Origin of the sequence: Aquipuribacter sp. SD81 (assembly GCF_037153975.1) — a bacterium.
GTDB lineage: Bacteria > Actinomycetota > Actinomycetes > Actinomycetales > JBBAYJ01 > Aquipuribacter.
This window is the reverse complement of record NZ_JBBAYJ010000003.1, coordinates 1-14,869: the sequence shown is the minus strand read 5'-3', so window position 1 is coordinate 14,869 and position 14,869 is coordinate 1. Positions and strand designations below refer to the sequence as shown.

Here is a 14,869-nt window from a genome sequence, read left to right as displayed (position 1 = left end):
GAGCCACCCTAGGCTCCCGGTGTGACACCGACCGACGAGGACGCCGAGCGCCTGGAGCAGGTCCGCGCGGGCACCCCGGGCACGCTCATCGAGCGGCTCGGCATCGACCTGCTCGAGGTCTCCGCCGACCGGCTCGTCGCCACGATGCCGGTCGCCGGCAACACCCAGCCGTACGGCCTGCTGCACGGCGGGGCGAGCGTCGCGCTCGCCGAGACCCTCGGCTCCGTCGGCGCCATGCTCGCCGCCGGCGAGGGCCGCGTGGCGGTCGGGGTCGACATCAACGCCACGCACCACCGAGCCGTGCGCGAGGGCGTGGTGACGGGCACGGCGACCGCGCTGCAGCTCGGCCGCACGCTCGCCTGCTACGAGGTCGTCGTCACCGACGCCGACGGCCGACGGGTCTGCACCGCGCGCATCACGTGCCTGCTGCGCGACGCCGTGCCGGGCGCCTCGACCGCCCCGACGCGGGCGTGACCCTCTTCGTCGGCGCCGGCACCGTCCTCAACGTCGTCACGGTCCTCGTCGGCGGGACGGTCGGGCTGCTGCTCGGCGCGCGCCTGCCGGACCGGGTCCGCGACGTCGCGATGGCCGCGCTCGGCCTCGGCACGTTGTCCATCGCCGTGCTCTCGGTGCTCGACGTGCAGGACCCCGCGCTCGCGGAGGCGGTCGGGGCGGGCGCCGCCCTCGTGGTGCTCGGCTCGGCCCTGCTCGGCGGGGTGCTGGGGGCGCTGCTGCGGATCGAGGAGCGCCTCGAGCGCCTCGGTCACCGCCTGCGGGCCCTGCTGCTGCGCGTCGGCGGGACCCGACGGACCCCGGGCGACGGCGAGGCCGGGGAGCACCGCTTCGTCGAGGGCTTCGTGACCGCCTCGCTCGTGTTCTGCGTGGGGCCGCTGACGGTGCTCGGCGCCGTCAACGACGGGCTCGGCCGCGGCATCGACGAGCTGGCCGTGAAGTCTCTGCTCGACGGTGTCGCCGCCGCGGCGTTCGCGTCGGCGCTCGGTTCCGGCGTGCTGCTGAGCGCGCTGTCCGTCGCGGTCGTGCAGGGCACGCTCACCGTGGTGGGGGCGCTGCTCGGCGACCTGCTCGACGCCGCGCAGGTCGCGGCGCTGTCGGCCACGGGCGGCCTGCTGCTGCTGGGGGTCGGTCTGCGGCTGCTGCGCGTGAAGGAGGTGCCGGTCGGCGACCTGCTCCCCGCCCTCGTCGTGGCGCCGGTCCTGGTGGCGCTCGTCCGTTCGGCGACAGGGTGACTCCGACCGCAGGACGTTCCGGTCCTCGTGTCACTTTCCGGTGAACTTTCCGCCCGGCGGGGTCCCAACCGGTACCGAGTGTGGCTAGAGTCCGGCGTCACCGCCTGCGGCCCAGCCGCGGGTGTCCCCTGCCTCAACCCCCCTGCCACGACGGAGGAACACGGGTGCGTCGACTCCTCGCGCTCGCCGGGCTCGCCCTGGCACTGACAGCCGCCGGGCCGGCGGCAGCCGCTCACGCGGCAGCCGCCCCCGAGGCCGCACCGCCACCCGCGGCCGTCCTCGCGTCGGGGGGTGAGGAGGAGGGCGGCGAGACGATCAACGTCCGCGTGCGCGACGACGAGACGCGGGAGGACGTCCCCGGCGTCCCGGTGACCGTCCGCTTCGAGGGCGACGTCGTCGGCGAGGGCGAGACCGACGCCGAGGGCACCGTGAGCTTCGACGTGCCGCAGCCCGGCGAGTACGAGATCGAGCTCGACCTGTCCGTGCTGCCGGAGGACGCGGACCTGGGCGTGGAGGAGAACCCCTTCACCACCCGCGTCGACCCCGGTACGCCGCGCACGGTCGCGTTCCGCCTGCAGGCGGGCATCGGCGACGGCACCGAGGGCGCCGCCGACGTCGGCGGCTTCTTCGCCGAGATCCCGTGGAACCGCCTGCCGCAGCTCGTGGTGTCGGGCCTGCGGTTCGGGCTCATCCTCGCCCTCGCCGCCATCGGCCTGTCGCTGGTGTTCGGCACGACGGGCCTCACCAACTTCGCCCACGGCGAGCTGGTGACCTTCGGCGCGCTCATCACGTACTCGTTCCACGTGGTCGCCGGCCTGCCCCTGCTCGTCGCGGCCCCGCTGGCGCTCCTGGCCGCGGCCGCGTTCGGCTGGGTGCAGGAGACGGCGGTCTGGCGCCAGCTCAGACGCAAGCAGATCGGGCTCATCGCCATGATGATCTTCTCGATCGGCCTGAGCTTCTTCCTCCGGTACGGCTTCCTCTACCTGTACGGCGGGCAGACGGTCTTCTACCAGGACTTCGCGGCGCAGGCGCCGCTGGCGTTCGGCTCCGTCCGGATCCCGCCGTCGCACCTCATCGTCATGGGCATCTCGGTCGTCGTGCTCATCGCCTTCGCCCTCGGCCTGCTCTACACCCGCATCGGCAAGGCGACCCGCGCGGTGAGCGACAACCCGGCCCTCGCGGCGGCGAGCGGCATCGACGTCGACGGCGTCATCCGGGTCGTGTGGGTCGTCGGCACCGCGCTCGCGGCGCTGTCGGGCATGTTCTTCGGCCTCACCCAGGGGATGAACTTCCTCCTGGGCTTCCAGCTGCTCCTGCTCATCTTCGCCGCGGTCGTCCTCGGCGGCCTCGGGACGGCGTTCGGCGCCATGCTCGGGGCGGTCTTCGTCGGCCTGCTCATCGAGGTGAGCACGCTCGTGATCCCGCCGGAGCTGAAGAACGTCGGCGCCCTGGCGGTGCTCATCATCATCCTGCTCGTGCGGCCGCAGGGCCTGCTCGGGCGTCGCGAGCGCGTGGGCTGAGGAGACGACCACCATGGACTTCGGGAGCATCCTCAACAACGCCGCGGCCAACGTCCTCGGCATCGACACGCTCGTGTTCTGCCTCGCCGCCATCGGCCTCAACGTGCACTTCGGCTACACGGGCCTGCTGAACTTCGGCCAGGCGGCCTTCGTGGCGATGGGCGCCTACGGCGTCGGCATCACGGTCGCCTACCTCGACCAGCCGCTGTGGGTCGGGTTCCTCGTCGGCCTCGCCGCCGCGACGGTCCTCGCCCTGCTCCTCGGCATCCCCACGCTGCGGCTGCGGGCGGACTACCTCGCGATCGCCACCATCGCGACCGCCGAGATCTGGCGGTTCGTGGCCCGCTCCAGCGCCGCCGACGAGTGGACGGGCGGCTCGAACGGCATCAACGGCATGGCGCGCGACTTCTACGCCGCCAACCCGTTCCCGTCGGGCAGCTACGGGTTCGGCCCGTGGACGTACAGCGAGCGCGGCCTCTGGATCCGCGTCTTCGCCGTGCTCCTCATCGCGCTGTCGCTGCTCGTCGTGTGGCTGCTCGTGCGCTCCCCGTGGGGTCGCGTGCTCAAGGGCATCCGCGAGGACGAGGACGCCGTGCGCAGCCTCGGCAAGAACATCTTCGCCTACAAGATGCAGGCGCTGGTCCTGGGCGGCGTCATCGGCGCCCTCGCCGGCTTCGTGCTCAGCCTGTCGCGCGGCTCGGTGCAGCCGGACAACTACGCGACGCAGCTGACCTTCCTCGCCTACACCGCGCTCCTGCTCGGCGGCGCCGCCCGCTTGTGGGGCCCGGTGCTCGGGGCCGTCATCCTGTGGGTCACCCTGTCCCTGACAGACACGATCCTGCGCGGCGCCGTCGGCGCCGGCTACATCCCGACCTGGCTCATGGACGGTGTCCAGGTCGGCCAGTTCAGGTTCATCCTGGTCGGACTCGCGCTCATGCTCCTCATGGCGTTCCGACCGCAGGGGATCCTGGGCGACCGGAGGGAGCTGGTCCTCGATGCCCGCTGATCTGAACGAGTCCCACGACGACGGCGCGACGGCCACCGCCGAGCGCGGCGGCACGTACCGGGAGCGTGCGACCGCCGCGCTCGCCGACGTCCCGCACGAGCCCGGCGCCCGCAAGCCTGACCCCATCCTCGTCGCCGACGGCGTCGTGCGGCGCTTCGGCGGCCTCACCGCGGTCGACGTCGAGCACGTGGAGATCCAGCGCAACGCCATCACGGCGCTCATCGGGCCGAACGGCGCCGGCAAGACGACGCTGTTCAACCTGCTGACCGGCTTCGACACGCCGAGCGAGGGCAGCTGGACGTTCGAGGGCGACCCGATCTCGAAGCTGTCCGCGCACAAGCTCGCCCGCCGGGGCATGGTGCGCACCTTCCAGCTCACCAAGGCGCTGTCGCGCCTGACCGTGCTGGAGAACATGCGCCTCGGCGCCCAGGGCCAGCGAGGTGAGCGGCTGCTGCCGGCCCTGCTGCCGTTCCTGTGGCACGCGCAGGAGAAGGAGATCAGCGCCCGCGCCGAGGAGCTCCTCGCCCGCTTCAAGCTCGACGCCAAGAAGGAGGACTTCGCGGGGTCGCTGTCGGGCGGGCAGCGCAAGCTGCTCGAGATGGCCAGGGCGCTCATGAGCGACCCGACGATGGTCATGCTCGACGAGCCGATGGCGGGCGTGAACCCGGCGCTCACCCAGTCGCTGCTCGGGCACGTCAAGGACCTGCGCGAGCAGGGCATGACGGTGCTGTTCGTCGAGCACGACATGGACATGGTCCGCGACATCTCCGACTGGGTCATCGTCATGGCCCAGGGCAAGATCGTCTCGGAGGGGCCGCCGGACGCCGTCATGGCGGACCCGGCCGTCATCGACGCCTACCTCGGCGGGCACCACGACGAGCCGCTCGACGAGGAGGACCGGGCCATGGCCGAGCCCGGTGGCCTGCACTACCGGCACGAGGAGGGGCCGGCGACGTCCGCCGGGACCGCTCCCCGCCACGAGGAGGGACGCGCGTGAGCGAGCCCACGACCACCCCGACGACCCCGACGGCCCCGAGCGGGTCCGGCTCGACCGTCACCAGCCGCGACGACCACCTCGCCGGGGCGGAGAAGGCGCAGATCCGCGTCGACGAGCTCGTCGCGGGCTACCTGCCCGGCGTCAACATCCTCAACGGCACCGACCTGTACGTCGGGCCCGGCGAGCTCGTCGGCATCATCGGCCCGAACGGCGCGGGCAAGTCGACGCTGCTCAAGGCCATGTTCGGCCTCGTCAAGGTCCGCTCCGGCAGCATCATGCTGCGCGGCGAGGACATCACGGGCCTCAAGGCGAACAAGCTCGTGAGCAAGGGCGTCGGCTTCGTGCCGCAGACCAACAACGTGTTCCCCTCCCTCACCATCGAGGAGAACATGCTGATGGGCTGCTACCAGGACCCGAAGAAGTTCAAGGACCGCTTCGACGTGGTCGTCGACCTCTTCCCCACCCTCGGTGAGCGGCGCGCGCAGCGGGCGGGCTCGCTGTCCGGCGGTGAGCGGCAGATGGTCGCCATGGGCCGGGCCCTCATGATGGACCCGAGCGTGCTCCTGCTCGACGAGCCGTCCGCGGGGCTGTCGCCGGCCAAGCAGGACGAGGTCTTCCTGCGCACCCGCGAGATCAACAAGACGGGCGTGTCCGTCGTCATGGTCGAGCAGAACGCGCGCCGCTGCCTGCAGATCTGCGACCGGGGCTACGTGCTCGACCAGGGCCGCAACGCCTACACCGGCACCGGCCGCGGCCTCGCCAACGACCCGAAGGTCATCGAGCTCTACCTCGGCACCCTCGCCCAGGCCACCTGAGCCCGGCCGCCGCCGGCGCCGACGCGGACCCGTGCCCCCGCGTGGGGTGCGGGTTCGTCGTCGTCCGGGACGCTGCGCTCCGACCCGGCGGCCGACGCTCACGGCGTCCCGGTCGGCACGTCCCTGCGTGCGGCCGCGACGACGCCGCCAGGGCTGCACCACAGCGCCGACGACTGCCTCAGCGGCCCCCACGGGACCACCACGGCTGCGCTGCAGCACCCGGAGGGCTCCGCGCGCGCCGGGGACATCCGCGCTGCCAGGACGCCTCCCCGCGGCCCGGACGGCCCGACTCCGGGCCGTCCCGAGGGCTGCGGCTCGGGGCCGAGGCCGACCCCTGCCACCACCAGGGCTGCACCGCAGCCCGGAGGACGCCCCTGGCCCGCGACGCCGCCCTGAGGGCTGCGGTGCAGCCAGGAGGGCCCGCGGGGGGGTGGATGGCTCGAGCGAGGTCCTGTGCCGCGCCGTACCCCGCCCGGCGACGGGACCGGGCCGTCGTGGCCCCCGTACGACGCAGCGGCCCCCCACCCCGGGTCGGGGTGGGGGGCCGCTGCGCGTGCGGGTCGTCGGACCTGTCAGATGGTGCCGGACAGGCTGTCGACGCGCGTGATCTTGTTCTCGGCGTCGTACTCGAAGATGCCGATGGTGGCCTCGGTCGGGTCACCCTGGTCGCTCATCTCGATCGGGCCGGAGACACCGTTGTAGTCGATGTCCTCGCCACCGTCGAGCAGCTCGACGCACTCCGCGAACGAGGTGCACTCGGTGCCCTCACGGGTGACGTCCGGGATGGCCGCACCGATCTCGGTGCCCGCGTCGCTGCCGGCCGCGACCGCCGCCAGGGCGATCACGACGGCCGCGTCGTAGGACTCGGCCGCGTACGAGAAGTCGGTCAGCGAGCTGTCGACCTCGAGCAGGCGGTTCTGGAACTCCTCCGGGGCCTCGGCGCCCGGCAGCGTGCCCTTGTTGCCCTCGAGCGTGCCCGCGGGCAGGTTGGTGTCGCTGTCGGAGCTGTAGTCGGCGAGGTTGCCGTCGACGAAGTACGTGGGGACCTCGGTCGGGGGCAGGCCCTGCGCGACCATCTCGTTGACGATCTGGACGGTCTCGGCGAAGCCGATGAGGACGACGCACTCCGCGCCCGCGTCGGCGACCTGGGTCACCTGGGCGGAGAAGTTGTTCGTGCCCTCCGGGTAGAGGATCGGCTCGGTGACGAGCGTGCCGCCGCCGGCGTCGAGCGAGGCGGTGAAGTTCTCCGCCAGGCCGGTGCCGTACGGGTCGTCGAGCACGATGGCGGCGACGTCGAGGCAGCCGTCCTGGACGAGCAGGTCACCGAGGACCCGGCCCTGGAGGACGTCCGACGGGGCCGTACGGAAGTACAGGCCGTTGTCGTCGTAGTCCGTGAAGTCGGGGCTCGTGTTGGCCGGCGAGAAGTGGACGACGCCGGCACCGGTGATCTGGTCGATGACGGTGAAGGACACACCGGAGGACGCCGCACCGATGATCGCGTCGACGCCCTCGCCGAGTAGGCGCGTGACGGTCTGGGTCGCGATGTCGGTGGTCGTGTCGCCGGAGTCGCCGTCGATCTTGACGACGTCGTTGCCGAGCACGCCGCCGGCCTCGTTGATCTCCTGGACGGCGAGCTCGACGCCCGCGAACTCGGGCGGCCCGAGGAACGCGAGGCTGCCGGTCTCCGGCAGCAGCGTGCCGATGGTGAGCGTTCCGTCGCCGGAACCGGTGGCCTCGCCGGAGGCCTCGGTCGAGGGCTCCGCAGCCATGGTGTCCTCCATGGTGGGCTCCGCGGCAGCGGTGTCGTCACCACCGGCGGCTGCGGTGTCTTCGGGCTCGCTGTCGCCGCCGCCACAGGCGGCCAGCGTGATACCGGCGATACCGAGGACGGCGACGGTCTGCCATCCACGCATGCGTCGGGTCATGTGAGGTGCTCCTTCGGGACAAAGGGCCGTCCGCACCGGGCGGTGCGGTTGACGACGAAACGTAGTCGAACGGATGGTCGGCGTCAGTAGTCTGGGCCCACGGTTACCGAGGCGTTGCAGGTTCGTGACCTGCCGAGCCCCGAACACCGAAGAAGCTGCGGTGGCGGTACCGCGACGGTCGCGCTGCGTGAGCGCTCAGCGCCCGCCCGGCTTGCCCGCGTTCGCGGCCGCCGCGAGCACCCCGGAGGCGACCTCGCGCATGGACAGGCGACGGTCCATCGACGTCTTCTGGATCCAGCGGAAGGCCTCGGGCTCGCTCATGCCGTACGTCGACTGCAGGGCCGCCTTGGCCCGCTCCACGAGCTTGCGGGTCTCGAGGCGGTCGGCGAGGTCGGCGACCTCGTCCTCCAGCTGCACGAGCTCCTGGTGGCGGCTGACCGCGATCTCCAGGGCGGGCAGGAGGTCGGCCGCGGTGAAGGGCTTGACGACGTACGCCATGGCCCCCGCGTCGCGGGCGCGCTCGACGAGCTCGGTCTGGCTGAAGGCCGTGAGGAGCACGACGGGGGCGATCCGCGCGGACGCGATGCGCTCCGCGGCGCTCAGGCCGTCGAGCTTGGGCATCTTGATGTCGAGGACGACGACGTCCGGACGCTGCTCCTCGGCGAGGCGCATCGCGCTCTCGCCGTCACCCGCCTCGCCGACCACGTCGTAGCCGGCCTCGGTGAGCATCTCGACGAGGTCGAGCCGGATGAGCGCCTCGTCCTCCGCCACCACGACCCGGCGGCGCGAGCCCGACCGGGGGTCGGACGCACGCTGCTCACCGGCGTCGGGGGCGTCCTGGGTACCGGTCGTGCCGACCGGCGGGAGGAACGGGTCGCTGACACCCGTCGTCGCGTCGTCGCTGTTGGCCACGGCGGTAGCCTAGCGGCCGTCGACGACGGGTCCTGTCCGGCCGGGTTGGTGGAACGGCAGACACGGCGCACTCAAAATGCGCTGCCCTCTGGGCGTGGGGGTTCGAATCCCCCACCCGGCACCCAGGGCCCGGCGGCCTACGTCTCGTAGGCCGGGGCGACCGCGGCCACCGCGTCGCCGACGCGGTGCACGCGCAGCGCGTTGGTGGACCCGGGGATGCCGGGCGGGGAGCCCGCCACGACCACCACGGTGTCGCCCTCGGCGCCCAGGCCGTGCTTCAGCATCGAGTCGTCGACCTGGCGGACCATGTCGTCGGTGTGCAGGACGGTCGGCACGAGGAAGGCCTGCACGCCCCACGACAGCGCCAGCTCGCGGCGCGCCTCCTCCGAGGGCGTGAAGACGAGCAGCGGGATGGGGCTGCGCAGCCGGCTCATGCGCTTGGCGGAGTCGCCGGACTGGCTGAAGCAGCACAGGTACTTCACGCCGAGCGTCGAGCCGACCTCGGCGGCCGCGCGGGTGATGGCGCCGCCCTTGGTGCGCGGACGGGTGCCGAGCGGGGCGATCCGGTCCAGCCCGTGCTCCTCGGTGTTGCTGATGATGTCGGCCATCGTGCGGACCGCGTCGAAGGGGAACTGCCCGACGCTCGTCTCACCGGACAGCATGACGGCGTCGGCCCCGTCGAGGACGGCGTTGGCGACGTCGCTGGCCTCGGCGCGCGTGGGGCGCGGCGCGGAGATCATCGACTCGAGCATCTGCGTCGCGACGATGACGGGCTTGGCCTGCCGGCGCGCGAGCTCGACGGCCCGCTTCTGCACGAGCGGCACCTCGTACAGCGGCAGCTCCACGCCGAGGTCGCCGCGCGCGACCATGATGCCGTCGAAGGCGTCGACGACCTCGCGCAGGTGCTCGACGGCCTGCGGCTTCTCGACCTTGGCGATGACGGGGCGGCGCACCCCCTCCTCGTCCATGACCGCGCGGACCCCGTCGGCGTCGACCGCGTTGCGGACGAACGACAGCGCGACGAGGTCGACGCCGAGCCGCAGCCCGAAGCGGAGGTCCTCGACGTCCTTGTCGGTGAGGGCGGGCACGCTCACGGCCACGCCCGGCAGGTTGAGGCCCTTGTTGTTCGACACGCGGCCACCCACGACGACCTCGGTCCGCACGCGCGGACCGTCGACCGACAGCACCCGCAGCGACAGCCGGCCGTCGTCGATGAGGATGGTGTCGCCGGCGGACACGTCCCCGGGCAGGCCCGCGTACGTCGTGGAGACCTGCTCGCCGTCGCCGACGACGTCCTCGGTGGTGACCGTGAACTCCGCGCCGGGCACGAGCTCGGTGGCGCCCTCGGCGAAGCGGCCGAGGCGGATCTTCGGACCCTGCAGGTCGAGCAGGATCGCGACGTTGCGGCCCGTGGCCTCCGCCGCCGCCCGCACGTCGGCGAAGTTCTGCTCGTGGTCGGAGTGGTCGCCGTGGCTGAAGTTCATGCGGGCGACGTCCATGCCCGCCTCGACGAGCTGGCGGATCCGGTCCGTGCCGGCGACCGCCGGGCCGAGGGTGCAGACGATCTTCGCGCGACGCATGGCGCCCACGCTAGTCGTCGCCGCGGGCGCTCCGTGCGCGCGGGTCCAGGGCGCGGACCCGCGCGCACACGCGTGCGACGACGCCGCCGGCCGCCTCAGGCCGGCGCGACGATCCGCTGCCAGACCTCCTCGCCGTCGACGTCGAGGCCCTCGGCCTCGGCCTCGGCGCGGACGGCGAGGACGCGGCGGTACTCGCGCGGCACGACCTTGCTCACCCGGGCGCGCAGCACGTCGGGCTCGAGCACGAGGTCCTCCGCGACGAGCGAGCCCGTCTCCTCCACGTGGCGGCGCAGCAGCGGCAGCAGCAGCTCGACGTCGGCGTCGTCGACGGGCTCGACGTCGACGAGCTCGCGGTTGACCCGCCCCTCGCGCAGGTCGAGCACGTACGCGACCCCACCGGACATGCCGGCGGCGAAGTTGCGCCCGGTGCGCCCGAGCACGACGACCGTGCCACCCGTCATGTACTCGCAGCCGTGGTCGCCCACGCCCTCCACGACGACTGTCGCGCCGGAGTTGCGCACGCAGCAGCGCTCGCCGACCTCGCCCTGGATGAGGATCTCCCCCGCCGTCGCGCCGTAGGCGATGACGTTGCCGCCGATGATGTTGCGCTGGGTGTTGAAGCGCGTGCCCCGGTGCGGCCGGACCACGATCCGCCCGCCGGACAGGCCCTTGCCGACGTAGTCGTTGGCGTCGCCCCACAGCCGCAGGGTGATCCCGCGCGGCAGGAACGCCCCGAGCGACTGCCCGGCGGAGCCGGTGAGCGTGATGTCGATGGTGTCGTCGGGCAGGCCCTTCTCGCCGTGGCGCAGGGTCACCTCGTGGCCGAGCATCGTCCCGACCGTGCGGTTGATGTTGCGCACCGGCACGTCGATCCGGACCGGCTCACCACGCTCGAGGGCGTCCGCGGACATCTGGACGAGCGTCTGGTCGAGGGCCTTCTCCAGGCCGTGGTCCTGGTCGACGACCTTGTGGCGCGCCGCGCCGGCGGGGACGCCCTCCGGCTGGTGCAGCACGCCGGACAGGTCGAGGCCGTCGGCCTTCCAGTGCTCCTCCGCGCGGCGCGTGTCGAGCAGGTCCGCCCGGCCCACGGCCTCGTCGACCGAGCGCAGCCCGAGGGCCGCGAGGTGCTCGCGCACCTCCTGGGCGACGAAGCGGAAGAACGTCTCGACGAACTCCGGCTTGCCGGCGAACTTGGCCCGCAGCCGCGGGTCCATGGTCGCCACGCCGACCGGGCACGTGTTGAGGTGGCAGACGCGCATCATGACGCAGCCGGACACGATGAGCGGGGCGGTGGAGAAGCCGAACTCCTCCGCGCCCAGCAGCGCCGCCACGACGACGTCGCGGCCGGTCTTCATCGCGCCGTCGACCTGCACGGTGATGCGGTCGCGCAGATTGTTGAGCAGCAGCGTCTGCTGGGTCTCGGCGAGGCCGAGCTCCCAGGGGGCGCCCGCGTGCTTGAGGCTCGTGAGCGGCGAGGCGCCCGTGCCGCCGTCGTGGCCGGACACGAGCACGACGTCGGCGTGGGCCTTGCTCACACCCGCCGCGACCGTGCCGACGCCGATCTCGGAGACGAGCTTGACGTGGATCCGCGCCCCCGGGTTGGCGTTCTTGAGGTCGTGGATCAGCTGCGCAAGGTCCTCGATGGAGTAGATGTCGTGGTGCGGCGGCGGGCTTATGAGGCCGACGCCCGGGGTGGAGCTCCGGATGCTCGCGATGAGCGGGTACACCTTGTGCCCGGGCAGCTGGCCGCCCTCGCCGGGCTTCGCGCCCTGCGCCATCTTGATCTGGATGTCGTCGGCGTGGGTGAGGTACATGCTCGTCACGCCGAAGCGGCCCGAGGCCACCTGCTTGACGGAGCTGCGGCGCTCGGGGTCGAGGAGACGGTCGACCGCCTCGCCGCCCTCGCCGGTGTTGGACCGCCCGCCGATGCGGTTCATGCCGACCGCGATGGTCTCGTGGGCCTCGGGGCTGATCGAGCCGAAGCTCATGGCGCCCGTCGCGAACCGCGTCATGATCGACTCGACGCTCTCGACCTCGTCGAGCGGCACGGGTGCCGCCTCGTCGGTGCGCAGCCGGAACAGCCCGCGCAGCGTGCCGAGGCGGGTGCTGCGGTCGTCGACGGCCCGCGTGTACTCGCGGTACACGTCCTCGCGCTGGGCGCGGGTCGCGTGCTGCAGCCGGAACACGGTCTCGGGGTCGAAGAGGTGGATCTCGCCGTCGCGGCGCCACTGGTACTCCCCGCCCTGCGCGAGCATGCGCGGGCCCGTCGGACCGCCGTCCGGCGGGTACGCGACGGCGTGCCGGCGCGCGACCTCCTCGGCGAGCACGTCGATTCCGACGCCGCCGAGCTGGCTCGTGGTGCCGGTGAAGTAGCGGTCGACGAGCTCCTGGCCCAGCCCGATCGCCTCGAACACCTGCGCGCCGCGGTACGACGCCACGGTCGAGATGCCCATCTTGCTCATGACCTTGAGCACGCCCTTGCCGAGCGCCTTGATGAGGTTGCGCGTGGCGGTGGGGGCGTCGACGGGCAGCGTGCCGCGCCGCACGAGGTCCTCGACGGACTCCATGGCGAGGTAGGGGTTGATGGCCGCGGCGCCGTAGCCGACGAGCAGCGCGCAGTGGTGCACCTCGCGCACGTCGCCCGCCTCGACGAGCAGCCCCACCCGGGTGCGGGCGCGGGTGCGGATGAGGTGGTGGTGCACCGCCGCGGTGAGCAGCAGCGACGGGATGGGCGCGAGCGTCGCGGTGGAGTCCCGGTCGGACAGCACGACGAACTGCGCACCGGCCCCGATCGCGCGGTCCACCTCGGCGCAGATCTCCTCGATGCGCCGTGCGAGCGCCGCCCCGCCGCCGGCCACCCGGTACAGGCCGGCCACGACGACGGTCGCGGGGCGGCCCTCGCCGTCCTCGATGTGGACGATCTTGGCGAGCTCGTCGTTGTCGATGACCGGGAACGGCAGGACGATGTGGGCGCAGTGCTGCGGCGTCGCCTCGAGGATGTTGAGCTCCGGGCCGATCGCCCCGCGCAGGCTCGTGACGAGCTCCTCGCGGATCGCGTCCAGCGGCGGGTTCGTCACCTGGGCGAACAGCTGCGTGAAGTAGTCGAACAGCAGCCGCGGCCGCTGCGACAGCACCGCGAGCGGGGTGTCGGTGCCCATGGACCCGATCGGCTCGGCCGCGTTGGCCGCCATCGGCGCGAGCAGGACCCGCAGCTCCTCCTCGGTGTAGCCGAAGGTCTGCTGCCGCCGCGTCACCGACGCCGCCGGGTGCACGACGTGCACCCGCTCGGGCAGGTCGGCGAGGTGGACGCGGTTCTCCTCCAGCCAGCGCGCGTAGGGCTGCTCGGCGGCGAGCTGGCTCTTGATCTCGGCGTCGTCGATGATCCGGCCCTGGCCGGTGTCGACGAGCAGCATGCGGCCCGGCTGGAGCCGGCCCTTGCGGACCACGTGGTCGGGCTCGATGTCGAGGACGCCGGTCTCGCTCGCCATGACGACGAGGCCCTCGCTCGTCACCCAGTACCGCGCGGGACGCAGGCCGTTGCGGTCGAGCACGGCCCCGATGAGGGTGCCGTCGGTGAAGGTGACGGAGGCGGGTCCGTCCCAGGGCTCCATGATGTCGGAGTGGTAGTCGTAGAACGCGCGCCGGGCGGGGTCCATCTCGGCGTGGTTCTCCCACGCCTCGGGGATCATCATGAGGACCGCGTGCGGCAGTGAGCGCCCGCCGAGGTGGAGCAGCTCCAGCACCTCGTCGAAGCTCGCGGAGTCGCTCGCGCCGACCGCGTTGACCGGGTACAGCCGCTCGAGGTCGCCGGGGATGAGCTCGCTGGACAGGCTGGACTCCCGCGCCCGCATCCAGTTGCGGTTGCCGCGGACGGTGTTGATCTCGCCGTTGTGGGCGATCATCCGGAACGGGTGCGCGAGCGGCCACGACGGGAACGTGTTGGTCGAGAAGCGCGAGTGCACGAGCGCGAGCTCGGTCGCGAGACGCCGGTCGGACAGGTCCGGGAAGAACGGCTCGAGCTGCCCGGTCGTCAGCATGCCCTTGTAGACGAGCGTGCGGCTGGACAGCGACGGGAAGTACACGCCGTGGTCGTTCTCGAGGCGCTTGCGCACGCAGAACGCGTAGCGGTCGAGCTCCAGGCCGCTCAGGCCGTCCGCGGGACCGCCCTCGGCGGGGACGAGGAACACCTGGCGGAAGACGGGCATGTACGCGCGCGCCGTCGGTCCGACGAGGTCGACCGCCACGGGGACGTCGCGCCAGCCGAGGACGCGCAGGCCCTCCTCCTCCGCGACGGTCTCGACCGCGGTCTCCGCGATCCGGCGCTCATCGGCCTGCGGCGGCAGGAACGCGATGCCGACGACGTAGCGGCCCGCGGCCGGCAGGACGACGCCGACGTCCTCGGCCACCTCGCGCAGGAAGGCGTCCGGCACCTGCAGGAGGATGCCGGCGCCGTCGCCGGTGTCGGGCTCCGCGCCGACGGCACCGCGGTGGTCGAGGTTGCGCAGCGCCGTGAGGGCGTGGTCGACGATGTCGTGCCCGGGTGTGCCGCGCAGCGTCGCGACGAAGGCGACGCCGCAGGCGTCGTGCTCGGCCGCGGGGTCGTACAGGCCCTCGTGGGGGCGGGGAGCGAAGCGCTCGTAGGCCGACAGGGTCATGTGCTCACCGTCCGGTCTGTCCAGTGGTGCAGTGGCGCCGCGGCGGGAGGCCGGGCAGGGTTCGAGGGCGTGCGGGCGGAGGCACAAGCGTACGCGGCCGGGCGCGGGCCGCGGCCGGCCGTCCGCCGCACGGACCGGGCGCGCCGCCCGGGGCGCGCCCCGTCGACCGGCCGCTGGTCGACCGGGGCGCTCCTCGACGAGGGCGCCCGGCC

Annotated in this window: 10 protein-coding genes and 1 tRNA gene; 7 read left to right on the top strand and 4 right to left on the bottom strand. The window is 72.9% G+C overall.

The annotated features are described in order from the left end of the window. Positions 1–21: 21 nt before the first annotated feature. The 6 genes from WAA21_RS02235 to WAA21_RS02210 all read left to right on the top strand — a co-directional run bounded on the left by WAA21_RS02235 (position 22) and on the right by WAA21_RS02210 (position 5,585). A complete protein-coding gene (locus WAA21_RS02235; protein ID WP_336921113.1) occupies positions 22–474 on the top strand; it encodes a hotdog fold thioesterase in 453 nt (150 codons plus the stop codon). Then, positions 471–1,247 carry a DUF554 family protein gene (locus tag WAA21_RS02230; protein WP_336921112.1) on the top strand — a complete coding sequence of 259 codons (777 nt, stop codon included), beginning with the start codon at positions 471–473 and terminating at the stop codon, positions 1,245–1,247. The genes WAA21_RS02235 and WAA21_RS02230 overlap by 4 nt, the downstream gene beginning before the upstream one ends. A 164-nt stretch (positions 1,248–1,411) precedes the next feature. After that, positions 1,412–2,767, top strand: a complete 1,356-nt coding sequence (locus WAA21_RS02225) for a branched-chain amino acid ABC transporter permease (protein ID WP_336921111.1) — start codon at positions 1,412–1,414, stop codon at positions 2,765–2,767. A gap of 13 nt (positions 2,768–2,780) precedes the next feature. Beyond that, on the top strand, positions 2,781–3,773 hold the full coding sequence (locus WAA21_RS02220; protein WP_336921110.1) for a branched-chain amino acid ABC transporter permease: 993 nt from the start codon (positions 2,781–2,783) through the stop codon (positions 3,771–3,773). After that, positions 3,763–4,770 (top strand): ABC transporter ATP-binding protein, encoded by a 1,008-nt coding sequence (locus WAA21_RS02215; protein ID WP_336921109.1) that lies wholly within the window; start codon positions 3,763–3,765, stop codon positions 4,768–4,770. The genes WAA21_RS02220 and WAA21_RS02215 overlap by 11 nt, the downstream gene beginning before the upstream one ends. 101 nt (positions 4,771–4,871) lie before the next feature. Then, a complete protein-coding gene (locus WAA21_RS02210; RefSeq protein ID WP_336921268.1) occupies positions 4,872–5,585 on the top strand; it encodes an ABC transporter ATP-binding protein in 714 nt (237 codons plus the stop codon). A gap of 572 nt (positions 5,586–6,157) precedes the next feature. Here the strand turns inward: WAA21_RS02210 and WAA21_RS02205 are convergent. Together WAA21_RS02205 and WAA21_RS02200 are read right to left on the bottom strand one after the other, a co-directional pair. Then, the gene (locus WAA21_RS02205; RefSeq protein WP_336921108.1) at positions 6,158–7,510 is read right to left on the bottom strand and encodes an ABC transporter substrate-binding protein; all 1,353 of its coding nucleotides are present in this window, start codon (positions 7,508–7,510) and stop codon (positions 6,158–6,160) included. Positions 7,511–7,705: 195 nt separating this feature from the next. Beyond that, the gene (locus WAA21_RS02200) at positions 7,706–8,284 is read right to left on the bottom strand and encodes an ANTAR domain-containing response regulator (RefSeq protein WP_336921267.1); all 579 of its coding nucleotides are present in this window, start codon (positions 8,282–8,284) and stop codon (positions 7,706–7,708) included. Positions 8,285–8,461: 177 nt separating this feature from the next. On the opposite strand from WAA21_RS02200, the gene WAA21_RS02195 reads away from it, so the two are divergent. Then, a tRNA-Leu gene (locus tag WAA21_RS02195) sits at positions 8,462–8,543 on the top strand. 16 nt (positions 8,544–8,559) lie between these two features. Here the strand turns inward: WAA21_RS02195 and pyk are convergent. Together pyk and gltB are read right to left on the bottom strand one after the other, a co-directional pair. Further along, the gene (gene pyk / locus WAA21_RS02190) at positions 8,560–10,002 is read right to left on the bottom strand and encodes a pyruvate kinase (RefSeq protein WP_336921107.1); all 1,443 of its coding nucleotides are present in this window, start codon (positions 10,000–10,002) and stop codon (positions 8,560–8,562) included. Between the two features lie 95 nt (positions 10,003–10,097). Then, positions 10,098–14,657, bottom strand: coding sequence for a glutamate synthase large subunit (gltB, locus tag WAA21_RS02185; protein WP_336921106.1), 4,560 nt, complete (start codon positions 14,655–14,657; stop codon positions 10,098–10,100). Between the last annotated feature and the right edge of the window lie 212 nt (positions 14,658–14,869).